The following is a 25,581-nucleotide window of genomic DNA, read 5'->3' as shown; positions in this document are numbered from 1 at the left end:
TGGGAATAAGATAATGAACAAAGAGAATGTAAAACTGGCGATCGCCCCGATCGGCTGGACCAACGATGACATGCCGGATCTCGGCAGTGAGAATACCTTCCAGCAGACCGTCAGTGAGATGGCGCTGGCTGGCTTTACCGGCAGTGAAGTGGGCAGCAAATATCCCCGCGATCCGGCGATCCTGAAACCGATGCTCGACATTCGCGGCATCGAGATCTGCAACGCCTGGTTCAGCACCTTTTTCGCCAACGGCGACAAACAGAAAACTATCGAACAGTTCATCGAGCATATGAACTTCCTGCATGCGATGGGCGCGCGGGTGATTGGCTGTTCTGAACAGAGTAAAAGTATTCAGGGCACCGGGCTTGCGGTGTTTGAAGAGAAAGCCATTTTCAGCGATGAAGAGTGGCAGTTAACCGCGGAAGGCTACAACGAACTGGCCCGCATCGCGGCGGAGAAGGGGATGCGCGTGACGCTGCATCACCACATGGGCACCGGTATTCAGACCACTGAAGAGATTGACCGATTTATGGAGATGACCGACGAGCAGGTCGGTTTGCTCTATGACACCGGCCACGTCTACTACTCCGAAGGCTCCCAGCAGAAGATGCTGGCGGTACTGGAGAAATATCTGCCGCGCATCTTCCACGTTCATCTTAAGGATGTGCGTGATGAGGTGGTCGCCGAGGTGCGTGAGAACCATCTCTCGTTCCTGGAAGGAGTGAAAAAGGGCACCTTTACCGTACCGGGCGATGGCGTGATCGACTTCAGACCGGTGTTCAAAATCCTGGATGATTACGGCTATAAAGGCTGGATGGTGGTTGAAGCGGAGCAGGATCCGGCACTGGCCAATCCGTTTGAATATGCGGTGAAAGCGCGGAAATATATTCGCGAGAATGCAGGTTTATAAAAAAGCCCTTCTGACCGAAGGCTGGCTTCCCCGCCGTGCAGGGAAGCCAGCCTTTTGTTTTACTTCAGCGTAATGCTTTTCACGATGTTGTCAGCATCGCTCTGCGCCTGCTGCTGATTATCACCTGGCAGTGTAATCTGCAGCGTCACCAGTTTGCCATCCACTTTCGCCAGAACCACTGAAGACCATGAGGTCTGGTTGTTGGCAGAGATCACCGTATCCAGCTGCTGCGCGGGCTGATCTTTCAGCGTCACAGATTTGTTCGACACCACCTGCAACTGCGGATCGCGATTACGCTGCTGCTGTTCCATACGCTGCGACAGCACATCCAGACCATCATTGGTCGGGTCACCGGCAATCACAATAATGGCGCGGGCACCGGTTTCATCCGCATAAACGTGCATGTTAGTGGTCTGCGAACCCAGTTTACCGCTTTTATCGGACATGCCTGGTGGCAGCGAGAAGCTCAGTTTGCCATCCATCAGCGTGACGGTTTGCGCCGACTGACTGGCGCTGACGCCGTTGTCATTCGCCGCTTCATCTTTCTTCTGGTCACAGGCTGCTAAGCCGAGTACCAGTAAACCCATTCCTACATATTTCACCAGGTTGCGCATCAGAATCCCTTTTTAAGTTTCCAGTCAGGCATTAATACAACAGGAATCAGGTTGCAAACGCAACCTGATGATTGTCAGAAGATCTTAGCGGATAGTAGTGGAAACCGTATGGGCGCTTAGCCGAAATTGACCTGGCGGGCGGTCTGGCGTTCAGCCAGACGTTTCAGCGCCGCGTTGAGCAGCACGCCGTAGGCGGGCAGGAAGAAAATCATGCAGATCAGCACTTTGAAGCTGTAATCCACCAGGGCAATCTCAACCCAGTGCTGCGCCATAAACGCATCGGGGCTTTTATAGAAGGCGATAAAGAAGAAGGCCAGCGTATCGCTGATATTCCCCAGGAACATGGCGCAGCCCGGCGCAATCCACCACTGTGGCAGGCGACGCAGACGGTTGAACACGTGAACGTCGAGGATCTGACCCAGCGCGTAAGCCATAAAGCTGGCGCAGGCGATACGGGCAACAAACAGATTCATCACTTCCAGTGCCTGCCAGCCCTGCCATTCACCCTGATAGAACAGCGCCGAGACACTGTAAGAGATAAACAGTGCCGGGATCATCACGGCCAGAATAATGCGTCGGGCCAGCGGTGCGCCAAAAATACGCACGGTGAGATCGGTCGCCAGGAAGATAAACGGGAAGCTGAATGCACCCCAGGTGGTGTGGAAACCAAACACTGAAATAGGCAACTGAACCAGATAGTTACTTGAAGTGATCACCAGCAGGTGAAACAGCGATAACCAGAAAAGCGCATGCATGCGCTGACGCGAAGAAAATGCGAGCATATTCAACCTTTTTAATGTTGGGGTGAGGGAACCCATTGCGGGACGCCGTTCGGGCAGCGCCTGGCAGTTTTATGAGCAAAAAGCGGCGGCATCTTACCGCGTTGTGCTTTTTATGCAATGGTTAATTTTAGCGCAATCGTTATCGCCTTGCTTCACCGCCAGCACGCGCTAGAATGAGCGCCCCTTACCTGAACCGAGTTGATTATGAGCGATGCTTTTTCCTCTGCCGACCATCAGCTGGATGCCCGTGGCCTGCGTTGCCCGGAGCCGGTGATGATGGTGCGCAAAACCGTACGCAGCCTGCAGGATGGCGAGACGTTGCTGATCATCGCCGATGATCCGGCCACCACGCGCGATATTCCCGGCTTCTGCCGCTTTATGGAACATGGCTTGCTGGCGCAGCAAACCGACACGCTGCCCTATCAGTTTCTGATCCGCAAAGGCATGGCGGGTTGACGACAGCCGTACAGGCCGCCGTTAACCTCACTCTTCAGATCAGAAGCCGCCTGCTCAGGCGCGGCGACGCAGTAACCGCAGCGCGTTGGCGGTGACCAGCGCGGTCGCACCCGAATCCGCCAGCACCGCCAGCCAGAGTCCGGTCAGACCCAGCAGGGTTGTGACCAGGAAGATCGCCTTCAGCCCCAGCGCAATACCGATATTCTGGCGGATGATACGCCGTGTCCGGCGTGCCAGCGCAATCATCGGAGCCAGATTGCTGAGCTGATTACGCGTCAGGGCAGCATCGGCCGCTTCCAGCGCCACATCGGTGCCGCTGCCCATCGCAATGCCCAGCGTTGCCGCTTTCATTGCTGGCGCGTCGTTAATGCCATCCCCGACCATCGCCAGCGGCTGTTGCTGACTCAGTTCACGGATCGCCGCGACTTTATCGGCGGGCAGCAGACTGGCGCGATAATCAATATCGAGCTGGCGGGCAATGGTCGCCGCAGCGCGCGGATTGTCGCCGGTCAGCATCAGGCTCTCAATACCCAGCTTTTTCAGCGCCTTTAACGCCTCGACGGCGTCGTCGCGCAGCTGATCGCGCAGAGCCAGCGCACCGAGCGCTTCGCCATCGCGCATCAGCACCACCAGGGTTTCACCTTCAGCTTCCTGTTGCGCTATCTGCGCATTTTGCTGCGGCGTCAGACCGGGTGCATGGCCGGGCGTCAGCAGCTGAATCTGCTGGCCAGCGACTTTCGCGCTGATGCCGCGTCCCGCCTGCACCTGCTGATCCTGCGCGTCAGGAATCACCAGATCACGCGCCTGCGCGGCCGCCACGATAGCGCTGGCCAGCGGATGGGTGGCACCCTGTTCCGCAGCGGCGCTCAGCGCCAGCATCTCTGACTCGCTGGCCGTACCAAAGCGCAGGATCTGCGTCAGCTGTGGCTTGCCCAGCGTCAGAGTACCGGTTTTATCAAACGCCATTCTGCGCACCGAACTCAGCCGCTCCAGCGCCGCACCGCCTTTGATCAGTGCGCCCTGTCGCGCCGCCGCAGCCAGCCCGGAGGTAATGGCGGCAGGCGTGGAGATCACCAGCGCACAGGGGCAGCCAATCAACAACAGTGTCAGCCCTTTGTAGATCCAAGGCTGCCAGTCGCCTGCGCCGAGCAGTGGCGGCACCACCATCACCAGCAGCGACAGCAGCATGACCAGCGGCGTGTAAATACGGCTGAACTGGTCGATAAAGCGTTCGACCGGCGCACGATGCGTTTCCGCTTCTTCAATCAGCTGCAGGATACGGTCGATCGCGCTTTCACCCGGCTTCGACACCACTTCCAGCATCACCAGCCGGTCAACGCTGGTGGCACCGGCAAGAATTTTTTCGCCGCTGGCCCGCGTTACCGGCAGCGATTCACCGGTCAGCGCGCTCTCATCGAAACTGGCAAGCGGGCTGATTAAGCTGCCATCGACCGGCAAGCGGCTGCCCGCCGCGACTTCAATCACATCGCCGGGTTGCAGCGCTGCGAGCGGTACCTCAGTACGTTTGCCCTGTTCAAGGCGGATCGCCGATTCAGGCCGCAACGCCATCAGGCTGGTAACGCCGCTGCGCGCCCTGGAAGCGGCATAGCTTTCCAGCTGTTCGCCCAGTTGAAACAGCACCAGCACCATCGCGGCTTCAGCGTGTGCGCCAATAATCAGTGCGCCAGCTGACGCCAGCGTCATTAATGTCTCAATAGTAAAAGGCGATCCGCTGCGCAGACGCTGCCAGGCGCCGCGCGCCACCGGGACCAGGCCGACCAGCGTGGTCAGCACAAACAGCCGATCGCCCCAGGCGGGCGCGAACTGGCTGAGAATGCTGCTGGCAAGCACCAGCAGTGCCAGCAAAATCAGCATCCGGTTATGCTGCCAGCCCGGCGTAGCGGGGGGATGTGGCCGACGTGGCTGATGGGGTTGCGAGCTGGAAGCCGGCTTTTTTCACCGCCTGTTCAACGGCGTTTTGTACGTCCTGGTCAGCGTTGACCACCAGTTTCTCGCTGCTGAACAAGACACGGGCGTCGGTCACGCCACTTACCTGACGGACAGCGGTTTCAATGGTGCGGGCACACGACGGGCAATCCATGCCGCTGACCTGCCAGCTAAAGGGATAACTGTCGACACCTCGCCGGTCACTTTCCTCAGCGGCGTCGGCGTCGTTGCCAGGGCTGCAGTGACTGTCACAGCAACAACCTGCCGTCTCCGCAGGTACAGGCGTCGCGGCGTGGATAGAAAGGGAGAGGGGGGCGGGCCTGGCGAACCTGGCACAGCGGTTTTGCTGCGGCGTGACTGGCACGGGGTTTGCCGCAGCCACAGGCGTGATGTTGATGCATATGACCTCCAGAGTGTAAGGATAGTGGGATGAGCAACGCAGCCCATCCCTTATCCTACACTCTGGAGTGAACTCCAGAGTCAAGGCTATTTTTTCAGACGACCCACAACGAGCGCACGATCATAAAGTGACCGGTGAAGTAGCAGGCGGCGACAATCGCGCTGTCGGCGGTAAAGCGGCGACGATAGTGTGAGATAAACCAGACGGCGTTTGCCAGCAGCAGCAGACCGGCACCCACCATGATCGAGAAGCTGTAATCGGTCGGGCGGAAGAAGTACTGCTCGGTCGCTATCCAGGTCATCACCAGCGTCATGCCGATAAAGGTGCAGACAGGCCAGCGCAGATCTTCCAGTCGGCTCCAGATGATGCCAATCAGGGCGGCACCGATGATGAGCAGCGTCAGCGGAATCGGCCAGAAGAAGGTCATGGTCATGCTGGCGGCGAAGCAGAGGGTATAAAGCAGGTGCGACAGGAAGAAAGCCCCGATGGCATAGAGCATCTGCTGACGCGGCAGCAGCGTTAACGCATCACCGACCAGCGTCGCGACCAGACCGGCCAGAATCAGGTAGTCCGTAGTCTGCAGCACCGGTGCCTGCCAGGCCAGCCCGACAAGCAGCAGCAGCGTGACCGGCTTAAATAACCAGCGTTGCCATTGCGGGCCGCGATAGGTGGCGTCGACATAGAGCCAGCCGGAGAAAAGTACAGCGAGGAAAGACCAGAGCATTGTTTCTCCCTTTTTTTGTTCAAAATGGTGAAAGATCCCAAAATATCCCTTCCAGTTTAGGTTAAGCCTCTGAGATGTGACAATCAGGCAACTCTGGTTGTATGCTTTGCCGCCTGATTAATCATCCTGCAGGCACCAGATCGCTATGAGCAAACCGCCGCTAATCTTTATCATCGTTCTGGCGATTATCGCCGTGCTGGCGACCCGTCAGTTCATTAAGCAACGCCGGGAAGTGGCGGTGAATGACGCTTCACCCGAGCGTTCTCTGCAGGCTGAGGTCAAAACCAAACGTGAATTTCCTGCACCCAATCGCCGTTCACGGCAGCGGGAAGTGATCGCCGGGGAAGAGATGCGCTACGAGGTGCTGTTTCACCCGCTTAACGGTGCCAGCGACATCAAAGTGCAGCTTAAAGAGGCGGAATATCATCAGCTGGACAAGGGCGCCAGAGGTGAACTGAAGATGCAGGGCACGCGCTTTATCAGCTTCACACCCCGGCAGTAACCGGCGGGCAGTGCGCCCGCCCGGAATTATTTCTTGCGTGGGAAGTTTTTCTTCTGCCAGGCGACCAGTTCGAACACACCGAACAGAAACACTTTGGCCTGGGTGACGCGGTCAATCGGCGGCGCATCTTTGGTCTGCGTGGTGCGCAGTAACACCAGCTGCAGGCCATGCATCAGGATCATGAAAATCAGCGCAACGTTGATAAAATAAGTCAGCGGTTTCGGGTAGGGATGAACCAGGTTAGCCAGTAAAAATCCCCACACGCATAGCATCAACAGACGCCCCAAATTAAGTAACATCCTGCGTCTCCTGTTGACGTTGATACAAACGATAAGCCACTTGTCCGGCTATTTTCTCGCGATAAAGATCCCACTCCGGCGGCACCGGCGGTGCGCCATTTTCCACTTCACTTTCGACGTAAATCAGCGCCTGATCGGCCAGCCAGTGATTCTGCTCCAGCAGCTGTAACGTCTGTTCCAGCAATCCCTGACGAAACGGCGGATCGATAAACACCACATCGAACGGTTCACCTGGCTGTGCCAGCCAGTTTAACGCATTGGTCTGAATCACGGTGCCATTACTGGCGCGCAACGTCTGCAGATTTTTTGTCAGCTGCTGCGCCACCGGCCGTTCCAGCTCCAGCAGCGTCGCCGATCCCGCGTAACGCGACAGGGCTTCCAGTCCTAATGCGCCGCTACCGGCAAAGCAGTCGAGGCAGCGCGCCTCTGGCAGCACCGGGGCCAGCCAGTTAAACAGCGTCTCACGTACCCGATCGGTGGTCGGGCGCAGTCCGGCGCTGTCTGGCACCGGTAACTTGCGTCCGCGCCACTGGCCGCCAATGATGCGAATCTGCCCGGCACCGCCTGTACTGCGGGGGTTTTTATTCATCTTGCTCACAACTCGTCATAATTTGTTGCGTAGTTTAACGGGCGAATCGGTGAGAAGAAACGTTAAAAAAAGGGTGCTGTGGTGAGCTGGCTGGAAAGTGTTAGACTACTGAGTTGCTGAAGTCATGCATTATTCTGCGGTTTACGCCGGTCTGGCGCTGACCAACTTTCATTGATTTACCCCTGGAAACCACGCGCGACCGGGACAAAGCCATCGAGGAGTGTCGTCACACAATGGCAAAAGAGAAAAAACGTGGCTTTTTTTCCTGGCTGGGATTTGGCAAAGAGGAAGAGAAACAACCTGTAGCGGAGGAGCAGACACAAGAGGTCGCAGAACCCGCAGAGCAGCAGGCAGAACAGGACGCCCCGGCATTAAGCCAGGCTGAAGCGCAAGCGGAAGAGACTGTCGTTATCACCGAAACGGTGGCCGGGCAGCAGCGTGAGGCGGAAGTCACCGCGGCAGCGCCGCACGAGTCAGCACCCATGGTGCTGGATGAAGCTGCGCCGATTGAGGCCGATCCTGAAGCGCTACTGGAAATCACCGCACCTGAACATGACGCGACGCCGGTTATTGACGCCGACGACGTGGTAAAACCAGCCGTTGATGCGGAACCCGCCGATGCGCCGTTAAGCGAAGAAGAGCTGACCGCCCTGGCACTGGGCGACGCCCCGATCGTTGAAACCCCGGACAGCGAAGCGAACGCGCCATTAAGCGAAGAAGAGCTGACCGCGCTGGCGCTGGATGACGCCGGGATCGTTGAAACCCCGCACAGCGAAGCCGAAGCGCCGTTAAGCGATGAAGCGCTGACGCCGGACGAAGCTGCGATCGTTGAAATATCGGACAGCGAAACGGAAGCACCGCTCACCGAAGAAGAGCTGACCGCACTGGCACTGGGCGAAGCCGAAGTCACCGACGCGGAACCGGCAGAGACATTATCCGATACCGTCAGCGATCTCCCGCTGGCCGCCGCGCCACTCATCGTGCAGGAGCAGGAGCGTCCCAGCAAAGAGGGCTTCTTTGCCCGCCTGAAGCGCAGCCTGGTGAAAACCCGTCAGAACCTCGGTTCCGGTTTTATCAGCCTGTTCCGTGGCAAAAAGATTGATGATGAGCTGTTTGACGAGCTGGAAGAGCAGCTGCTGATTGCGGATGTGGGTGTGGATACCACTCGCCGCATCATCACGCATCTGACCCAGCAGGCAAACCGCAAGCAGCTGCGTGATGCGGAAGCGCTCTACGGTCTGCTGAAAGCGGAGATGGCCTCGATTCTGGCGAAAGTGGATGCGCCACTGGACGTCTCAGGCAAAACGCCGTTTGTGATCCTGATGGTTGGCGTCAATGGTGTAGGTAAAACCACCACCATCGGTAAACTGGCGCGCCAGTATCAGGCTGAAGGCAAATCCGTGATGTTAGCGGCTGGTGATACCTTCCGCGCCGCGGCTGTTGAGCAGCTGCAGGTGTGGGGCCAGCGCAATAACATTCCGGTGATTGCTCAGCACACCGGTGCAGATTCCGCTTCGGTGATCTTCGATGCTATTCAGGCGGCGAAATCCCGTGGCGTTGACGTGCTGATTGCCGATACCGCGGGTCGTCTGCAGAACAAATCGCACCTGATGGAAGAGCTGAAAAAAATCACCCGCGTGATGAAAAAACTGGATGATTCAGCGCCACACGAAGTGATGCTGACGCTGGATGCCAGCACCGGACAGAATGCGGTCAGCCAGGCCCGACTGTTTAATGAAGCCGTTGGCGTGACCGGGATTGCGCTCACCAAGCTGGATGGCACCGCTAAAGGCGGCGTGATCTTCTCGGTGGCCGATCAGTTCGGTATTCCGATTCGCTACATTGGCGTCGGTGAAGGCATTGAAGATTTACGGCCGTTTAAGGCGGAAGATTTTATTGAGGCACTGTTTGCCCGAGAGGACTAATTAGGATGATTCGCTTTGAAGAGGTCAGTAAGGCATATCTCGGCGGACGTCAGGCGCTGCAGGGGGGTAGATTTCCGTCTGCGTCCCGGCGAAATGGCGTTTCTGACCGGCCACTCCGGTGCCGGTAAAAGTACCTTGCTGAAGCTGATTTGTGGCATTGAGCGCCCGAGTGCCGGAAAAATCTGGTTCAGCGGCCATGACATTTCCCGCCTGCGTAACAGCGAGGTGCCTTTCCTGCGTCGTCAGATCGGCATGATTTTCCAGGATCACCACCTGCTGATGGATCGTTCGGTTTATGAAAATGTGGCGATCCCGCTGATTATCTCCGGTGCCAGCGGCGAAGACATTCGTCGTCGCGTTTCGGCGGCACTGGATAAAGTGGGTCTGCTCGACAAAGCGAAAAGTTATCCGATTCAGCTTTCTGGCGGTGAACAGCAGCGTGTGGGCATCGCCCGTGCGGTGGTGAACAAGCCAGCCGTGCTGCTGGCCGATGAACCGACCGGTAACCTTGACGACGCGCTGTCAGAAGATATTCTGCGCCTGTTCGAAGAGTTCAACCGCGTCGGCGTCACCGTCCTGATGGCGACGCATGACAGCGGTCTGATTGCCCGACGCAACTACCGGATGATGACGCTGAATCAGGGACGTCTGCACGGAGGCCACGATGGTCAATAAACGCATTAAACGTCCGGCTGCGCCGAAAGCGAAGCAGCAGTCGAAGAGCAAAGCGCTGAAAGGCGGCTGGCAGGAGCAGTGGCGCTATGCGCTGCGCGGCACGCTTTCTGATATGTGGCGTCAGCCGCTGGCCACCCTGCTGACGGTGATGGTCATCGCCATTTCACTGACGCTGCCCAGCGTCTGCTACATGGTGTGGAAAAACGTCAGCCAGGCGGCAACGCAGTGGTATCCGGCGCCGCAGTTAACCGTTTATCTCTCAAAAACGCTGGATGACACGGCGGCAGAAAACGTGGTGGCGCAGCTCAAGCAGGTCGAAGGCGTGGATAACGTCAACTACCTGACGCGGGAAGAGGCGCTGAACGAGTTCCGCAACTGGTCAGGCTTTGGCGGCGCAATGGATATGCTGGAGCAGAATCCGCTGCCTGCGGTGGCCATCATCACGCCTAAGCTCAATTTCCAGAACTCAGACACCATGCAAAGCCTGCGCGATCGGGTAACTAAAGTGCAGGGCGTGGATGAAGTGCGGATGGATGATAGCTGGTTTGCGCGGCTGGCGGCGCTGACCGGGCTGGTGGGGCAGATCGCCTCAATGATTGGTGTGCTGATGATCGTGGCAGTGTTCCTGGTGATCGGTAACAGCGTCCGGCTCAGCATCTTTGCCCGACGCGACACCATTAACGTGCAGAAGCTGATTGGTGCCACTGACGGCTTTATCCTGCGTCCGTTCCTCTATGGCGGGGCGCTGCTGGGCTTCAGCGGGGCGGTGCTGTCGCTGCTGCTGTCGGAAGTGCTGGTGCTGCGTCTGCAATCCGTTGTTGCCAGTGTGGCAACCGTATTTGGTACCACCTTCTCGCTGGAAGGCTTCTCGTGGGATGAGGCGCTGCTGCTGTTACTGATTGCGGCAATCATCGGCTGGGTGGCTGCGTGGCTGGCAACGGTACAACATTTACGTCGATTTACGCCGCAGTAAACGCCTGCAACATTTTTTTGTTATAATGGTCCTCTGCTACCGATGGTGGGTGCAGAGGATATTTCCCCTCTTCCCTTCCTGTCATCTGTGTGTAAAATATTCACCGCTATAATTGAACTTGTGGATAACTTTACCACTCTAAGTAGCACAGATTGCTTTCGGATTTCGCGCGACGTTGACGTAATGTATCGTCTGCGCAGGGAAATGTGCGGCAATTCCACTGAATTTGTGAGGGTTTGAATGACCAAAGAAATGCAAACTTTAGCTATTGCTCCTCTTGGCAACCTGGAGTCTTACGTCCGGGCTGCGAATACCTGGCCGATGCTCTCGGCAGAAGAGGAAAAAGCGTTGGCTGAACGGCTGCATTACCAGGGCGATCTGGATGCGGCAAAGACGCTGATCCTGTCTCACCTACGCTTTGTAGTTCATATCGCTCGTAATTACTCCGGCTACGGTCTGCCACAGGCTGACCTGGTCCAGGAAGGCAATATCGGCCTGATGAAAGCGGTACGTCGCTTCAACCCAGAAGTGGGCGTGCGTCTGGTTTCGTTTGCCGTGCACTGGATTAAAGCGGAGATTCACGAATACGTGCTGCGTAACTGGCGTATCGTGAAAGTCGCGACCACCAAAGCACAGCGTAAGCTGTTCTTTAACCTGCGTAAAACCAAGCAGCGTCTGGGCTGGTTCAATCAGGACGAAGTCGAGATGGTTGCGCGTGAGCTGGGCGTAAGCAGCAAAGATGTGCGTGAAATGGAATCGCGTATGGCCGCGCAGGATATGACCTTTGATATGTCTGCCGACGACGAGAGCAGCGAAGGCCGCTCTATGGCACCCGTGCTTTATCTTCAGGATAAAACCTCTGACTTTGCTGACGGCATTGAAGAGGATAACTGGGATGCGCACGCGGCTGACAAGCTGAGCTATGCGATGGAAGGTCTGGATGAGCGTAGTCAGCACATCATTCGCGCCCGCTGGCTGGACGAAGACAATAAAACCACGCTGCAGGAGCTGGCCGATCAGTACGGCGTGTCAGCCGAACGTGTCCGGCAGCTGGAAAAGAACGCCATGAAGAAACTGCGTATGGCGATCGAAGCGTAACGCACTTCGACATCTTAAGGGGCGACTTTATGTCGCCCTTTTTTGTTTTTCTGCGCCTGACTATTCTACCGCCATTATCCAGCCGTCACTCTGCGCCCTGAAGCCACACGCCTGCATAAAGGCTGCCCGCACCTGCTGATCGTCACTGCCATCATCGGCAATCCACCAGTCCGCTATCGACCCATTCTGCCTGATCGTCTCCTCCAGTAAATATTGCCCCACTCCGCGTCGGCGCGTGACATCGCGCACCGACAGCCGGTGAACTTTGCCGTGGATCCCGGCGATTTCCAGCTGCAAACCCGCCAGTAGCCGGTCGTTAAAACGGGCAGCATAGAGACGATGGCGCTCATCCAGCTGCTGCTCCAGTTGTTCAATCTCCAGATCCGGCCAGACTTTGCCAAGATCGATGCGGTCCTGCGCGGTCAGCGTGGTTAAACGCTGGATAGTGAGCTTCATAACAAAAACCTCTGTAACAGGGGAAAGTGCAGCGAAAATGTACAACCAGAGTGCTACCACATTTTCATCAATAAAACAGGTCAAAAGATGGTCGGGATGCCAGGATGATAGTTGTAAACAGGGAGAGCGTGCGATCAATCCAGCATAACGCGCTGGCAAAGCGGTGAAAAACCGGCCGTTGCCTCCAGTGTATTATGCTGTTTCACTCAGTCAATTCTGAATATGTCAGTTGATTTACAGAAGAAACTTCCTGTTTAATAACCTGAAAAATAAAGCCTTATTAATAAAAAATGTCAGAAAAGTACGCTAACTCATTCATGCTTAATCAGTTTTCGACTTTATCTGACAGCACAAACACTCACAACATACACGACAAAACAAATGGGGTAGTCAGGATGAAAATGAAAGGTCGCGCATTACTGGCGGGATGTGTAGCACTGGCGATGAGCCATGCGGCGCTGGCTGAAGATATCAAAGTGGCGATTGTTGGCGCAATGTCTGGCCCGGTGGCGCAGTACGGCGACATGCAGTTCGCCGGTGCGACTCAGGCAATTGAAGATATCAACGCCAAAGGCGGTGTTAACGGCAACAAACTGGTTGCGGTGAAATATGACGACGCCTGTGACCCGAAACAGGCAGTTGCGGTAGCGAACAAGGTGATTAACGACGGCATCCGCTACGTGATCGGCCATCTCTGCTCTTCATCCACCCAGCCCGCTTCTGACATCTATGAAGATGAAGGCGTGCTGATGATTACCCCGGCGGCGACCGCCCCTGACCTGACTTCCCGCGGCTATAAACTGATTATGCGCACCACCGGTCTCGACTCCGATCAGGGTCCGACCGCCGCGAAATATGTGATGAGCGAGCTTAAACCGCAGCGCATCGCCGTGGTGCATGACAAACAGCAGTATGGCGAAGGCCTGGCGCGCTCCGTACAGGAGAGCCTGAAAAAGCAGGGCGCTAATATCGTGATGTTTGAAGGTATCACCGCTGGCGATAAAGATTTCTCTACGCTGGTCGCGCGCTTCAAGAAAGAGAACGTCGATTTCGTCTATTTCGGCGGTTACTACCCGGAAATGGGTCAGATCGTGCGTCAGGCACGTGCTGCGGGCCTGAAAACCCAGTTTATGGGACCGGAAGGCGTGGGTAACGCCTCGCTGTCGAACATCGCCGGTGCCGCTTCTGAAGGCATGCTGGTGACCCTGCCAAAACGCTACGACCAGGTTGAAACCAACAAACCGATCGTTGAAGCGCTGAAAGCGAAGAAACTGGATCCGACCGGACCGTTCGTCTGGACCACCTATGCCGCACTGCAGTCGCTGGCAACCGGCATGGAGCGCAGCAAGAGCGCTGAGCCGGACGCTATCGTGAAAAACCTCAAGGAAGGTGCCGCGGTGCCAACCGTCATGGGCAACCTGAACTGGGATGAGAAGGGTGACCTTAAGGGCTTTGAATTCGGCGTCTTTAAATGGCATGCCGATGGCACCTCGACCGCAGTGAAGTAAACCAGGCTGTTTTGTGGTGAGCGGGAGGCCGGTTAACCGGTTTCCCCTGACCAGCGACACGAACGCCTGGTGCGGGTCTGCCAGGCGTTTTTTGTACCCCGATCGCCCATGATCGGTTAAGTAAGGGTCAAGGTATGTCCGAGCAGTTTCTCTATTTTATTCAGCAGATGTTTAACGGTGTGACCCTGGGCAGCACCTACGCGCTGATCGCCATCGGTTACACCATGGTTTACGGCATTATCGGCATGATCAACTTCGCCCACGGCGAGGTCTACATGATCGGTAGCTATGTCTCCTTTATCGTGATTGCCGCCCTGATGATGATGGGCATCGACACCACCTGGCTGATGATTGCGGCCGGCTTTGTGATGGCGGTAATTATCTCCAGCGCCTACGGCTGGAGCATCGAGCGCGTCGCCTACCGGCCTGTGCGCTCGTCCAAGCGCCTGATTGCGCTGATCTCCGCCATCGGGATGTCGATATTCCTGCAAAACTACGTCAGCCTGACGCAGGGTTCACGTGACCTGGCGCTGCCGAGTCTGATTACCGGACAGTGGACGGTAGGCGAGAGCAACGGCTTTGCCGCTACCATCTCCACCATGCAGATAGTGATCTGGGTGGTGACGTTCCTGGCGATGCTGGCGCTGACCACCTTTATCCGCTATTCACGCATGGGCCGCGCCTGCCGCGCCTGCGCAGAAGACCTGAAAATGGCCAGCCTGCTGGGGATAAACACGGACCGCGTGATCTCGCTGACCTTTGTTATCGGTGCCGCGATGGCCGCGGTGGCGGGCGTATTGCTGGGACAGTTCTACGGTTCAATCAACCCCTTCATCGGCTTTATGGCAGGCATGAAGGCGTTCACCGCCGCCGTGCTGGGCGGGATTGGCAGTATTCCGGGCGCGATGATTGGCGGCCTGGTGCTGGGCATCGCCGAGGCGCTGACCTCGGCCTATCTCAGTACGGAATATAAAGATGTGGTCTCGTTTGCCCTGCTGATTGTGGTGCTGCTGGTGATGCCGACCGGGATTCTGGGCCGCCCGGAGGTCGAAAAAGTATGAAGACTTCCTTTATCAATGCCCTGATCTCCTCGGTGATGCTGCTGGTGCTCGCCACCTTCTTTATGGGGCTGCGCCTGAATCTGGACGGCACTAATCTGGTGGTGCAGAACGCCGGTAGCGTGCGCTGGAACTGGATCGCCACAGGCTGTGCGGTGGTGTTTCTGTTTCCGCTGCTGCGTCCGGTATGGCAAAGCGGCCTGAAGAAAATCTCGGGTCCGGCGCTGGTGTTACCGGGTCTGGATGGCTCGACGCCGAAGCAGAAACTGGTGATGGCGGTGCTGATTATCGCCGCCGTTGCCTGGCCATTCCTGGTGTCACGCGGCACCGTCGATATCGCCACCATGACGCTGATCTACGTGATGCTCGGTCTGGGCTTAAACGTGGTGGTCGGCCTCTCTGGCCTGCTGGTGCTGGGTTATGGCGGCTTTTACGCCATCGGTGCCTACACCTTTGCGCTGCTGAACCACTATTACGGTCTCGGCTTCTGGCAGTGCCTGCCGCTCTCCGGCATAGTTGCCGCGCTGTTTGGTCTGCTGCTGGGCTTCCCGGTGCTGCGACTGCGCGGCGACTATCTGGCGATAGTGACGCTGGGCTTCGGTGAGATCGTGCGTATTCTGCTGCTGAACAATACCGCCCTGACCGGCGGGCCGAACGGCATCAGCCAGATCCCGAAACCGACGCTGTTTGGTCTGGAGTTTGGTCGTACGCCGCGGGAAGGCGGCTGGGATACCTTCCATAACTTCTTTGGGCTGAAGTACGATCCCAGCGACCGCATTATCTTCCTCTACCTGGTGGCGCTGCTGCTGGTGGTGCTGACGTTGTTTGTGATCAACCGGCTGCTGCGGATGCCGCTGGGCCGAGCCTGGGAAGCCCTGCGTGAGGATGAGATTGCCTGCCGTTCACTGGGCCTCAGCCCGACCCGCATCAAGCTGACCGCCTTTACCATCAGTGCCGCGTTTGCCGGTTTTGCCGGCAGCCTGTTCGCGGCGCGTCAGGGCTTTGTCAGCCCGGAATCCTTTACCTTTGTCGAATCCGCCTTTGTGCTGGCGATTGTGGTGCTGGGCGGGATGGGGTCGCAGTTTGCGGTGATTCTGGCCGCCATTCTGCTGGTGGTGTCACGCGAGCTGATGCGCGATCTCAATGAGTACAGCATGCTGGTGCTGGGTGGCCTGATGGTGCTGATGATGATCTGGCGTCCGCAGGGCCTGTTGCCGATGAAGCGTCCGCATCTGAAGCTCAGAACCGGTAAACAAGGAGAGCAGGCATGATTCAGCCTTTATTAGCCGTTGAAGGCCTGATGATGCGCTTCGGCGGTCTGTTAGCCGTGAACAATGTGGCGCTGGAGCTGCGTCCGCAGGAGATCGTTTCGCTGATTGGCCCCAACGGTGCCGGTAAAACCACCGTGTTCAACTGCCTGACCGGCTTTTACAAGCCAACCGGCGGGACGATCACATTGCGTGAGCAGCATCTTGAAGGGTTGCCGGGCCAGAAGATTGCGCGGATGGGCATCGTGCGGACGTTCCAGCACGTGCGTCTGTTCCGTGAGATGACGGTCATTGAGAACCTGCTGGTGGCGCAGCATCAGCATCTGAAAAGCGGCGTATTTTCCGGTCTGCTGAAAACCCCGGCGTTTCGCCGCAGTGAGAGCGAGGCGCTGGATCGTGCGGCGACCTGGCTGGAGCGGGTGGGGCTGCTGGATCTGGCTAACCGTCAGGCGGGCAATCTGGCCTATGGTCAGCAGCGTCGGCTGGAGATTGCGCGCTGTATGGTGACACGCCCGGAAATCCTGATGCTGGATGAACCGGCGGCGGGCCTTAATCCCAAAGAGACGCACGAGCTGGACGCGCTGATTGCGGAGCTGCGTGGTGAACACAAGGTGTCGGTGCTGCTGATTGAACATGATATGAAGCTGGTGATGGGGATTTCTGACCGTATTTATGTGGTCAATCAGGGAACGCCGCTGGCTAACGGAACGCCGGAAGAGATTCGTAATAACCCGGATGTCATTCGTGCCTATTTAGGAGAGGCCTGAGATGGCAAATGCGATGTTAACCATTGAGAACGTCAGCGCCCACTACGGCAAAATTCAGGCGCTGCACAACGTCAGCCTCTATATCAATCAGGGCGAAATCGTCACCCTGATTGGCGCTAACGGTGCCGGGAAAACCACGCTGTTGGGCACGCTGTGCGGCGAACCGCGCGCGACGCAGGGCACCATTACCTTTGATGGTAAAACCATTACCGACTGGCAAACCTCACGCATTATGCGTGAAGCGATCGCCATCGTGCCGGAAGGCCGACGGGTCTTTTCGCGCATGACGGTAGAAGAGAACCTGGCGATGGGGGGCTTTTTTTGCCAGCCGTCCGGACTACCTGACGCGGATCAAGCGCGTTTATGAACTCTTCCCGCGGCTGGAGGAGCGTAAAATCCAGCGCGCCGGGACGATGTCGGGCGGCGAACAGCAGATGCTGGCGATTGGCCGTGCGCTGATGAGCCAGCCGCGCCTGCTGTTGCTGGACGAACCGTCGCTGGGACTGGCACCGATCATTATTCAGCAGATCTTCGACACCATTGAGCAGCTGCGCAGCGAGGGGGATGACGATTTTCCTGGTGGAGCAGAATGCGAATCAGGCGCTGAAGCTGGCGGATAGGGGCTATGTGCTGGAGAACGGGCATGTGGTGCTCGAAGACACAGGTGCAGCACTCCTTTCCAACGAAGCCGTCCGCAGTGCTTACTTAGGTGCCTGATGGGGCACGGCCTGGCTTACTTGCCATTTCGACACCGGGCAGTGCTCGTAATCCTCACGTATGTATATACGCTCCGGTTACTGTGCGCTGGCCGGTGCCGAACTGCCTGCGCCGCCGACGGCCTTGAGCATCTGTGTGGGTGTTGCCGCCAACGGGCTTTGAGTTTGCCCTTAAAAAGCAGGGACAAGTGCTGTCATTGCCAGTATCCGTTACAATTTATGTAAATAAACTCGACTTTGTAATGGTGTATAGCCGCTCAGATTGCTGAAAACCCAAATCAGGGTGAATTTGGCTGCAACGAACAAACTCAACGCACAGGGAACACGGGCAGAGGAGGAAAGCGTCCCGCGCCATGGACGGCGCGGGCCGAGCATGTCATGGATGACGGATTTTGCGTCTTTCCGATCTGACCGTGTTCTCTGTGCAGGGCTCAGTCTTACAGCAACCAAGCCAGACTTTGTCAACAAGCTCAGCTGCAGTTAGTCGCTCTGCCTTTTCCGCTATTCAGTCTGTCACCCGGCTGTCATCTTTCTGTTATTAATCCTTCATTTCCCCGTGTCATGTTACTTCGCGAAACAGAAATCCGTGATTTCACGCGTATTTACCTGCACAGGAAAATTCTATGTCCGTCGTTACCTTTCGTCGTAGCCTGATGAGCGTGCTGCTCGGTCTGACGCTCAGCAGCCATGCCATGGCCGCCACTGAGATCCCTTTCTGGCACTCTATGGAAGGCGAGCTAGGCAAAGAAGTGGATTCGCTGGCACAGCGTTTTAACCAGACGCATCCCGATTACAAAATTGTTCCGACCTACAAAGGTAACTACGAGCAGAGCCTGGCAGCAGGGATTGCGGCAGTGCGCAGCGGCAAAGCCCCTGCGGTGCTGCAGGTTTATGAAGTCGGTACGGCGACCATGATGGCCTCGCAGGCGATTGTGCCGGTGCATCAGGTCTTCAAAGACGCCGGTATCCCCTTTGATGAAAAGCAGTTCGTGCCAACGGTGGCGGGCTACTACAGCGACAGCAAAGGTCAGCTGATCTCTCAGCCGTTCAACAGCTCGACGCCAGTGCTCTACTACAACAAAGACGCCTTTAAAAAAGCGGGTCTGAACCCGGATCAGCCACCAAAAACCTGGCAGGAGCTGGCGACGGATGCCGCCGCACTGCGCAAATCGGGCATGAGCTGTGGCTACGCCAGCGGCTGGCAGGGCTGGATCCAGATTGAAAACTTCAGCGCCTGGCACGCTCTGCCGGTAGCGACCAAAAACAACGGGTTTGACGGACTCGACGCCGTGCTGGAGTTCAACAAGCCGGTACTGGTTCGTCATATCGAGCTGCTGGAAGCGATGAACAAGAAAGGGGACTTCACCTATTTTGGCCGCAAAGATGAGTCCACCGCCAAGTTCTACAACGGCGACTGCGGCATCACCACCGCCTCATCGGGTTCGCTGGCTGATATCCGTCATTACGCCAAATTCAACTTCGGTGTTGGCATGATGCCGTATGACGAGACCGTGCCGAATGCGCCGCAGAACGCCCTGATCGGTGGTGCCAGCCTGTGGGTGATGAAAGGCAAAGATGCGACAACCTACAAAGGCGTGGCTGAGTTTATGCAGTTCCTCGCTAAACCGGAAATCGCCGCGGAATGGCACCAGAAAACCGGCTATCTGCCGATTACCACCGCCGCCTACGAGCTGACTAAACAGCAGGGCTTCTACGATAAGAATCCGGGTGCGGATATCGCTACCCGTCAGATGATGAACAAGCCGCCACTGCCGTTCACCAAAGGCATGCGTCTGGGCAACATGCCGCAGATTCGTACCGTGGTCGACGAAGAGCTGGAAAGCGTCTGGACCGGCAAGCAGTCGCCGCAGAACGCGATGGATAACGCAGTGAAACGCGGTAACGAGTTGCTGCGCCGCTTCCAGCAGCAGGTGAAGTAATCTCTCCTTGCGGGCCAGCTCAGGCTGGCCCCTCTCTCTGACGCCAGGTGCACCATGTCTTCATCTCGTCCGGTCTTTCGCACCAGTCTGTTGCCCTATCTTCTGGTGCTGCCGCAACTGCTGATTACCGCCATCTTCTTTCTCTGGCCTGCCGGTGAAGCGCTGTGGTACTCGCTGCAAAGCCTCGATCCCTTTGGCATCTCCAGCAGCTTTGTCGGGCTGGAAAACTTCAGACGCCTGTTTGCCGATCCTTACTATCTGGATTCGTTCTGGACCACCATAAAATTCAGCGGCATGGTCACGGTGTTCGGCATGGTCTTTTCGCTGCTGCTGGCGGCGCTGGTGGATTATGTGGTGCGGCTGCGCCGTCTCTATCAGACGCTGTTGCTGCTGCCCTACGCCGTTGCGCCTGTCGTGGCCGCGGTACTGTGGATGTTCCTGTTTAATCCGGGCCTTGGCCTGTTCAGCTATCTGCTGAACCACATCGGCTACAACTGGAACTACGCGCAAAACAGCGGTCAGGCGATGTTCCTGATTGTGCTGGCATCAATCTGGCAGCAGATGAGCTACAACTTCCTGTTCTTCTTCGCTGCGCTGCAATCGATCCCCAAATCGCTGGTGGAAGCCGCCGCCATTGACGGTGCCGGACCGGTGCGTCGCTTCTTCAACCTCTCGCTGCCGCTGATTACGCCGGTCAGCTTCTTCCTGCTGGTGGTGAATCTGATCTACGCCTTCTTCGATACCTTCCCGGTGATCGATGCCGCCACCGGCGGCGGGCCGGTGCAGGCGACCACCACGCTAATCTACAAAATCTATCGCGAAGGCTTTACCGGTCTGGATCTCTCCTCGTCCGCTGCGCAGTCGGTGGTGCTGATGCTGCTGGTCATCGGGCTGACGGTGCTCCAGTTCCGCTTTGTTGAACGTAAGGTGCAATACCAATGATTGAGAATCGACGCGGGCTGGATCTCTTCAGCCACATCGTGCTGGTGCTGGGCGTGCTCACCATCCTGTTTCCGCTCTATGTTGCCTTTGTGGCGGCGACGCTGGATAACGAAGCGGTCTATCAGGTGCCGATGACGCTGGTGCCCGGCACGCACCTGTGGGAGAACATCTCGCGCATCTGGACGCATGGCGTCAACGGCAACGGGCCGGCGTTTGGCCTGATGCTGCTCAACAGCATGATCATGGCGCTGGGCATCACTTTCGGCAAAATCACGGTGTCGATGCTGTCGGCGTTTGCGCTGGTCTGGTTTCGTTTTCCGCTGCGCACGCTCTTTTTCTGGCTGATCTTCATCACCCTGATGCTGCCGGTTGAGGTGCGTATCTTCCCGACGGTGCAGGTGATTGCCGATCTCAACCTGCTCGACAGCTACAGCGGATTAACTCTGCCGCTGATGGCTTCGGCGACCGCCACCTTCCTGTTCCGCCAGTTCTTTATGTCGCTGCCGGATGAGCTGGTGGAGGCGGCACGCATCGACGGTGCCAGCGCGATGCGCTTCTTTATCGACATTGTTCTGCCGCTGTCGAAAACCAATCTGGCGGCGCTGTTTGTGATCACCTTTATTTACGGCTGGAACCAGTACCTCTGGCCGCTGCTGATCATCAATGACGCCAGCCTCGGCACGGCGGTGGCGGGGATTAAAAGCATGATCTCCTCCAGCGGATCGCCGACCCAGTGGAATGAAGTGATGGCGGCAATGTTATTAACCCTGATCCCACCGCTGGTGGTGGTGTTAGTCATGCAGCGTGCCTTTGTGCGCGGTCTGGTTGAGAGTGAGAAATAAGATGGCAGGCGTAACCCTTCAGGCAGTAACTAAATCCTACGATGGCAAAAATCAGATCATCCAGCCGCTGAATGTCACCATCAATGACGGCGAATTTATGGTGATGGTCGGGCCATCCGGCTGCGGTAAATCGACCCTGCTGCGCATGGTGGCCGGACTGGAGCGCGTCAGCTCCGGCGATATCTATATCGACGACCGGCGCGTTACTCAGGAAGAGCCAAAAGATCGCGGGATTGCAATGGTGTTCCAGAACTACGCGCTCTATCCCCATATGTCAGTGGAAGAGAACATGGCCTATGGCCTGAAAATCCGTGGCATGGGCAAAGAGCAGGTCCGCCAGCGGGTGCTCGACGCGGCGCGCAGTCTGGAGCTGGATCATCTGCTGATGCGTCGGCCTCGCGAACTCTCCGGCGGACAGCGCCAGCGCGTGGCGATGGGCCGCGCGATCGTGCGTGAACCGGCAGTTTTTCTGTTTGATGAGCCGCTCTCCAACCTTGATGCCCGTCTGCGGGTGCAGATGCGGCTGGAACTGCAACAGCTGCATCGCCGCTTACAGACCACCAGCCTCTATGTCACCCACGATCAGGTGGAGGCGATGACGCTGGCGCAGCGGGTGATGGTGATGAACAAAGGGGTGGTCGAGCAGCTTGGCACGCCGGTCGAGGTGTATGAGCGTCCCGCCAGCCAGTTCGTTGCCTCGTTTATTGGCGCGCCCGCCATGAATCTGCTGAAAGGGCAGTTCAGCAGCGATGGATCACGCTTTGACCTCGACGCCTCGCACGCCCTGCCGCTCAGCGACACAAAAGCGAAATGGGCTAACCGACCGGTGGTGCTGGGCATCCGGCCAGAGCACATCCGGCTCAGTAGCCGCGAGCAGGGCGGCGTGCCGCTGCGGGTCGATACGCTGGAGATGCTGGGGGGCTGATAATCTGGCACATGGCCGCATCGGTGACACGCAACTGGTGGTACGCTTAGCCCACAGTGAACGTCCGCAGCCAGGCAGTACGCTGTGGCTGCATCTGCCGTCAGATGCGTTACACTTCTTCGATTCAACCCATGGAAAGCGTCTGGAATGAGCACACAACACTGGCCCTATCCCCACATCGTCGCCCATCGCGGCGGCGGTAAACTGGCACCGGAAAATACGCTGGTGGCGATCGACACCGGCGCGAAATATGGTCATCAGATGATTGAATTTGATGCCAAATTATCGGCCGATGCGCAGATCTTCCTGCTGCATGACGACACGCTCGATCGCACCAGCAACGGCTGGGGCGTGGCGGGTCAGCTGCCTTGGGAGAAGCTGTCGCAGCTTGATGCGGGCAGCTGGTTTGGCAACGCATTTACCGGTGAAAAGCTGGCGCGGCTGGATCAGGTGGCGGCACGCTGCCGTCAGCATCAGATGATGGCGAACATCGAAATCAAACCGACCACCGGCAGCGACGCTGAAACCGGACGCGCCGTGGCGCAGGCTGCCGCGATACTGTGGCAGGATCAGGTCGCACCGTTGCTCTCTTCGTTCTCTTTTGAGGCGCTGGAAGCCGCGATGAAGGCAGAGCCGCAGTTGCCGCGTGGCCTGCTGTCGCACAGCTGGAACCCGCAGTGGCAGGAGAAAACTGCTGCGCTGGCGTGCGTCTCAATTCATCTTAATCATAAGGTGCTGACCGCTGAGCGGGTCACCGAACTGAAAGCCGCAGGCCTGAAGATTCTGGTTTATACCGTGAACAGCCCGGATCGGGCGCGGGAATTGCTGAAATGGGGCGTCGATGCCATCTGTACTGATGCCATCGACATCATCGGCCCCGATTTTCATTAGTTCTGGTTTAGATTCTGATTCTGCTGGCCCGGCTGCGTGGTAATCACCCGCTGCTGGGCGCTGTTCCGCTGCTCCTGCATTTTACGCTGCGTGTCCTGCGTCTGACGCTGCTGATCCTGGCGCAGCTTCAGCTGTTGCTGTTGCTGCTGGGTCTGCATCTGCGACTGCATCCGCTGCTGGCTGGGGTTATAGCCAGGTTTATTCGGATCGTTAGTGCTGTTCAGCGTGTTCGCCTGACTGGCGAAAGGCAGCAGAGCGGCCAGAATAATCATCCACTTTTTCATCACTCCTCCTTCCTTAAAGCGACAGGGTTTTGGGTGCACAACGGCGTACACCGATATCAGGGTCGTAGCCATAAGTTTACCTGATATCACAGACCTTACTTTCCGATCTATTCCTGATTTGACTTAACCCCGGTTATTTTGCTGTATTTGTAGGCACTTGCAGAAATGATAAAAAAATGTAAATAACAATATGGGATGGTGGCAGGATGAAAATGCAGCAAACAGTGCGTCAGCTTAGCTGGTCGCTGGTGATGAGTTTCACCGTAGTGGCAGGCGCTAACGCCGCGCCAACGCAGGCTCCTCCGGTCTCCTACGGTGTGGACAGTGACACTTTTCACCCGGTAAAAGCGCAGCACGGCATGGTAGCGTCAGTGGATGCGATGGCGACGCAGGTTGGCGTCGAGATCCTGCGTCAGGGCGGTAATGCGGTGGATGCCGCGGTGGCGGTAGGCTTTGCGCTGGCCGTGACCCATCCGCAGGCGGGCAATCTCGGCGGCGGTGGTTTTATGCTGCTGCGCACTGCCTCTGGCCGCGCCACGGCTATCGATTTCCGTGAAATGGCACCGGGACACGCGTCGCGTGACATGTTCCTGGATAAGCAGGGCAACGCTGACAGCAAGCTGTCGCTGACATCACATCTCGCCTCCGGCACGCCGGGCACCGTGGCCGGACTGGCGCTGGCTGCGCAGAAATATGGCACTCTGCCGCTGAGCACGCTGCTGGCACCGGCGATCAAACTGGCGCGTGACGGTATTCCGGTCAACGACGCGCTGGCGGACGATCTGAAAACCTACGGCAAAGAAGTGCTGATCACCCATCCCAACAGCAAAGCGATCTTCTACAAACCGGACGGTACGCCGTGGCAGAAGGGCGATAGGCTGGTGCAGAAAAACCTGGCTCACAGCCTGCAACTGATTGCCCGTCAGGGGCCGGATGCCTTTTACAAAGGTGAAATCGCGGATGAGATCGCCGGAGAGATGGCGCAGCATGGCGGGCTGATCAACAAAGCTGACCTGGCGGCCTATCGTGCGGTCGAGCGTAAGCCAATTAGTGGGACATACCGTGGCTATGAAGTCTTCTCAATGCCGCCGCCGTCATCCGGTGGCATCCACATCGTGCAGATTCTGAATATCCTGGAGAATTTCGATCTGGCGAAGATGGGCTTTGGCAGTGCTGATGCCATGCAGGTGATGGCAGAAGCGGAGAAATATGCCTACGCGGACCGTTCGGAATATCTCGGCGATCCCGATTTCGTGAAGGTGCCGTGGCAGGCGCTGACCAGTAAAGCCTATGCCAAAACCCTGGCGCAGCAGATCGATGTGGCGAAGGCGCGGCCCTCCAGCGAGATCAAACCGGGCAAGCTCGAACCTTATGAAAGCAATCAGACTACCCATTTCTCGGTGGTGGATAAGCAGGGGAATGCGGTCGCGGTGACTTATACGCTTAACACCTATTTCGGCAGCGGAATTGTGGCGGGCAACAGCGGCATCCTGATGAATAACGAGATGGATGACTTCTCAGCCAAGCCCGGCACGCCCAATGTCTATGGACTGGTCGGCGGGGAAGCGAATGCGGTGCAACCGGCGAAACGTCCGTTGTCATCGATGTCGCCGACCATCGTCGCCAAAGAGGGCAAAACATGGCTGGTGACCGGCAGTCCTGGCGGCAGCCGCATTATCACCACGGTGTTGCAGATGGTGGTTAACAGCATCGATTTCGGGATGAACGTGGCGGAAGCCACTAATGCGCCGCGCTTCCATCATCAGTGGCTGCCGGATCAGCTGCGGGTGGAGAAGGGCTTCAGCCCCGATACGCTGCGTCTGCTGGAAACCAAAGGCCAGCATGTGAAGGTACTTCCGTCGATGGGCAGTACGCAGAGCATCATGATCGGGCCGGATGGCATGCTCTATGGCGCTTCCGATCCGCGCAGCATCGATGATTTGAGTGCGGGTTATTGAGATTTAAAACTGCTGACAAACTCAAACCCGGGTGAATCTGACAGCAATAAATAAGCTTAACGCGCAGGGAACTGGGTCAGAATAGGAAAGCGTCCCGCGCCAGGACGGCGCGGGCCGAGCATGTCATGGATG

22 protein-coding genes and 4 pseudogenes are annotated in these 25,581 nt (G+C 57.3%); 18 read left to right on the top strand and 8 right to left on the bottom strand.

Annotation, left to right across the window (positions count from 1 at the left end):
• Window positions 1–13: 13 nt before the first annotated feature.
• Complete coding sequence (gene iolE, locus JNO11_RS17920; protein ID WP_010253335.1) at window positions 14–910, top strand: myo-inosose-2 dehydratase; 897 nt, start codon at window positions 14–16, stop codon at window positions 908–910.
• A gap of 59 nt (window positions 911–969) precedes the next feature.
• On the opposite strand, the gene JNO11_RS17915 is transcribed toward iolE, so the two are convergent.
• Together JNO11_RS17915 and JNO11_RS17910 are read right to left on the bottom strand one after the other, a co-directional pair.
• Window positions 970–1,524 (bottom strand): DcrB family lipoprotein, encoded by a 555-nt coding sequence (locus tag JNO11_RS17915; protein WP_010253333.1) that lies wholly within the window; start codon window positions 1,522–1,524, stop codon window positions 970–972.
• A 116-nt stretch (window positions 1,525–1,640) separates the two neighbouring features.
• Window positions 1,641–2,306, bottom strand: coding sequence for a 7-cyano-7-deazaguanine/7-aminomethyl-7-deazaguanine transporter (locus JNO11_RS17910; protein WP_325177550.1), 666 nt, complete (start codon window positions 2,304–2,306; stop codon window positions 1,641–1,643).
• A 204-nt stretch (window positions 2,307–2,510) separates the two neighbouring features.
• Here JNO11_RS17910 and tusA point away from each other — a divergent pair, with 204 nt between their 5' ends.
• On the top strand, window positions 2,511–2,762 hold the full coding sequence (tusA, locus tag JNO11_RS17905) for a sulfurtransferase TusA (protein WP_010253330.1): 252 nt from the start codon (window positions 2,511–2,513) through the stop codon (window positions 2,760–2,762).
• 54 nt (window positions 2,763–2,816) lie between these two features.
• Here tusA and JNO11_RS17900 read toward each other — a convergent pair.
• Together JNO11_RS17900 and JNO11_RS17895 are read right to left on the bottom strand one after the other, a co-directional pair.
• A pseudogene (locus JNO11_RS17900) lies at window positions 2,817–5,110 on the bottom strand (zinc/cadmium/mercury/lead-transporting ATPase).
• Between the two features lie 93 nt (window positions 5,111–5,203).
• Entirely contained in the window at window positions 5,204–5,833 is a 630-nt protein-coding gene (locus tag JNO11_RS17895) for a lysoplasmalogenase (protein ID WP_325177549.1), read from the bottom strand.
• 145 nt (window positions 5,834–5,978) lie between these two features.
• Here JNO11_RS17895 and JNO11_RS17890 point away from each other — a divergent pair, with 145 nt between their 5' ends.
• The gene (locus tag JNO11_RS17890) at window positions 5,979–6,335 is read left to right on the top strand and encodes a DUF2500 domain-containing protein (RefSeq protein ID WP_022624010.1); all 357 of its coding nucleotides are present in this window, start codon (window positions 5,979–5,981) and stop codon (window positions 6,333–6,335) included.
• Between the two features lie 26 nt (window positions 6,336–6,361).
• Here the strand turns inward: JNO11_RS17890 and JNO11_RS17885 are convergent, their stop codons facing one another.
• Window positions 6,362–6,634, bottom strand: coding sequence for a DUF1145 family protein (locus tag JNO11_RS17885; protein WP_003852192.1), 273 nt, complete (start codon window positions 6,632–6,634; stop codon window positions 6,362–6,364).
• On the bottom strand, window positions 6,624–7,223 hold the full coding sequence (rsmD, locus tag JNO11_RS17880; RefSeq protein WP_010671526.1) for a 16S rRNA (guanine(966)-N(2))-methyltransferase: 600 nt from the start codon (window positions 7,221–7,223) through the stop codon (window positions 6,624–6,626). The genes JNO11_RS17885 and rsmD overlap by 11 nt, the downstream gene beginning before the upstream one ends.
• A gap of 233 nt (window positions 7,224–7,456) precedes the next feature.
• Between rsmD and ftsY the strand changes: the two genes are divergently transcribed.
• The 4 genes and pseudogenes from ftsY to rpoH all read left to right on the top strand — a co-directional run bounded on the left by ftsY (window position 7,457) and on the right by rpoH (window position 11,894).
• Complete coding sequence (ftsY, locus tag JNO11_RS17875) at window positions 7,457–9,148, top strand: signal recognition particle-docking protein FtsY (RefSeq protein ID WP_325177548.1); 1,692 nt, start codon at window positions 7,457–7,459, stop codon at window positions 9,146–9,148.
• Window positions 9,149–9,153: 5 nt separating this feature from the next.
• Window positions 9,154–9,823, top strand: a pseudogene (gene ftsE, locus JNO11_RS17870) (cell division ATP-binding protein FtsE).
• A complete protein-coding gene (gene ftsX, locus JNO11_RS17865) occupies window positions 9,813–10,796 on the top strand; it encodes a permease-like cell division protein FtsX (protein WP_010253316.1) in 984 nt (327 codons plus the stop codon). The pseudogene ftsE and the gene ftsX overlap by 11 nt, the downstream one beginning before the upstream one ends.
• A 240-nt stretch (window positions 10,797–11,036) precedes the next feature.
• Complete coding sequence (gene rpoH, locus JNO11_RS17860; protein ID WP_010253314.1) at window positions 11,037–11,894, top strand: RNA polymerase sigma factor RpoH; 858 nt, start codon at window positions 11,037–11,039, stop codon at window positions 11,892–11,894.
• Window positions 11,895–11,954: 60 nt separating this feature from the next.
• Here the strand turns inward: rpoH and panM are convergent, their stop codons facing one another.
• On the bottom strand, window positions 11,955–12,350 hold the full coding sequence (gene panM, locus JNO11_RS17855) for an aspartate 1-decarboxylase autocleavage activator PanM (protein ID WP_010253313.1): 396 nt from the start codon (window positions 12,348–12,350) through the stop codon (window positions 11,955–11,957).
• A gap of 395 nt (window positions 12,351–12,745) precedes the next feature.
• Here panM and JNO11_RS17850 point away from each other — a divergent pair, with 395 nt between their 5' ends.
• The 10 genes and pseudogenes from JNO11_RS17850 to ugpQ all read left to right on the top strand — a co-directional run bounded on the left by JNO11_RS17850 (window position 12,746) and on the right by ugpQ (window position 23,207).
• A complete protein-coding gene (locus JNO11_RS17850) occupies window positions 12,746–13,858 on the top strand; it encodes a branched-chain amino acid ABC transporter substrate-binding protein (protein ID WP_010253311.1) in 1,113 nt (370 codons plus the stop codon).
• A gap of 134 nt (window positions 13,859–13,992) precedes the next feature.
• A complete protein-coding gene (livH, locus tag JNO11_RS17845; RefSeq protein ID WP_009087789.1) occupies window positions 13,993–14,919 on the top strand; it encodes a high-affinity branched-chain amino acid ABC transporter permease LivH in 927 nt (308 codons plus the stop codon).
• The gene (locus JNO11_RS17840) at window positions 14,916–16,187 is read left to right on the top strand and encodes a high-affinity branched-chain amino acid ABC transporter permease LivM (protein ID WP_325177547.1); all 1,272 of its coding nucleotides are present in this window, start codon (window positions 14,916–14,918) and stop codon (window positions 16,185–16,187) included. The genes livH and JNO11_RS17840 overlap by 4 nt, the downstream gene beginning before the upstream one ends.
• Window positions 16,184–16,951: a high-affinity branched-chain amino acid ABC transporter ATP-binding protein LivG gene (livG, locus tag JNO11_RS17835; RefSeq protein ID WP_010253302.1), complete on the top strand. Its 768-nt coding sequence runs from the start codon at window positions 16,184–16,186 to the stop codon at window positions 16,949–16,951. The genes JNO11_RS17840 and livG overlap by 4 nt, the downstream gene beginning before the upstream one ends.
• A 1-nt stretch (window position 16,952) precedes the next feature.
• Window positions 16,953–17,668 (top strand): annotated as a pseudogene (gene livF, locus JNO11_RS17830) (high-affinity branched-chain amino acid ABC transporter ATP-binding protein LivF).
• A gap of 622 nt (window positions 17,669–18,290) precedes the next feature.
• Window positions 18,291–19,607, top strand: coding sequence for a sn-glycerol-3-phosphate ABC transporter substrate-binding protein UgpB (gene ugpB, locus JNO11_RS17825; protein WP_325177546.1), 1,317 nt, complete (start codon window positions 18,291–18,293; stop codon window positions 19,605–19,607).
• 54 nt (window positions 19,608–19,661) lie between these two features.
• Window positions 19,662–20,549, top strand: coding sequence for a sn-glycerol-3-phosphate ABC transporter permease UgpA (gene ugpA, locus JNO11_RS17820; protein ID WP_010253295.1), 888 nt, complete (start codon window positions 19,662–19,664; stop codon window positions 20,547–20,549).
• Window positions 20,546–21,391 (top strand): sn-glycerol-3-phosphate ABC transporter permease UgpE, encoded by an 846-nt coding sequence (gene ugpE, locus JNO11_RS17815; RefSeq protein ID WP_010671530.1) that lies wholly within the window; start codon window positions 20,546–20,548, stop codon window positions 21,389–21,391. Before ugpA ends, ugpE begins: the two co-directional genes overlap by 4 nt.
• Window position 21,392: 1 nt before the next feature.
• Window positions 21,393–22,467: pseudogene (locus JNO11_RS17810) on the top strand (sn-glycerol-3-phosphate import ATP-binding protein UgpC).
• Entirely contained in the window at window positions 22,464–23,207 is a 744-nt protein-coding gene (ugpQ, locus tag JNO11_RS17805; protein ID WP_325177545.1) for a glycerophosphodiester phosphodiesterase, read from the top strand. The pseudogene JNO11_RS17810 and the gene ugpQ overlap by 4 nt, the downstream one beginning before the upstream one ends.
• On the opposite strand, the gene JNO11_RS17800 is transcribed toward ugpQ, so the two are convergent.
• Window positions 23,204–23,491: a DUF2756 domain-containing protein gene (locus tag JNO11_RS17800; protein ID WP_022624015.1), complete on the bottom strand. Its 288-nt coding sequence runs from the start codon at window positions 23,489–23,491 to the stop codon at window positions 23,204–23,206. The two genes, ugpQ and JNO11_RS17800, sit on opposite strands and share 4 nt — an antisense overlap.
• A gap of 206 nt (window positions 23,492–23,697) precedes the next feature.
• Between JNO11_RS17800 and ggt the strand changes: the two genes are divergently transcribed.
• Entirely contained in the window at window positions 23,698–25,449 is a 1,752-nt protein-coding gene (gene ggt, locus JNO11_RS17795; RefSeq protein WP_061704360.1) for a gamma-glutamyltransferase, read from the top strand.
• Window positions 25,450–25,581 lie beyond the last annotated feature (132 nt).

The sequence above is a fragment of the Pantoea sp. 1B4 genome (genome assembly GCF_016925765.1).
Lineage (GTDB): Bacteria > Pseudomonadota > Gammaproteobacteria > Enterobacterales > Enterobacteriaceae > Pantoea > Pantoea agglomerans.
Note: the sequence above shows the minus strand (reverse complement) of the source record. Positions and strands in the feature narration are given on the sequence as shown.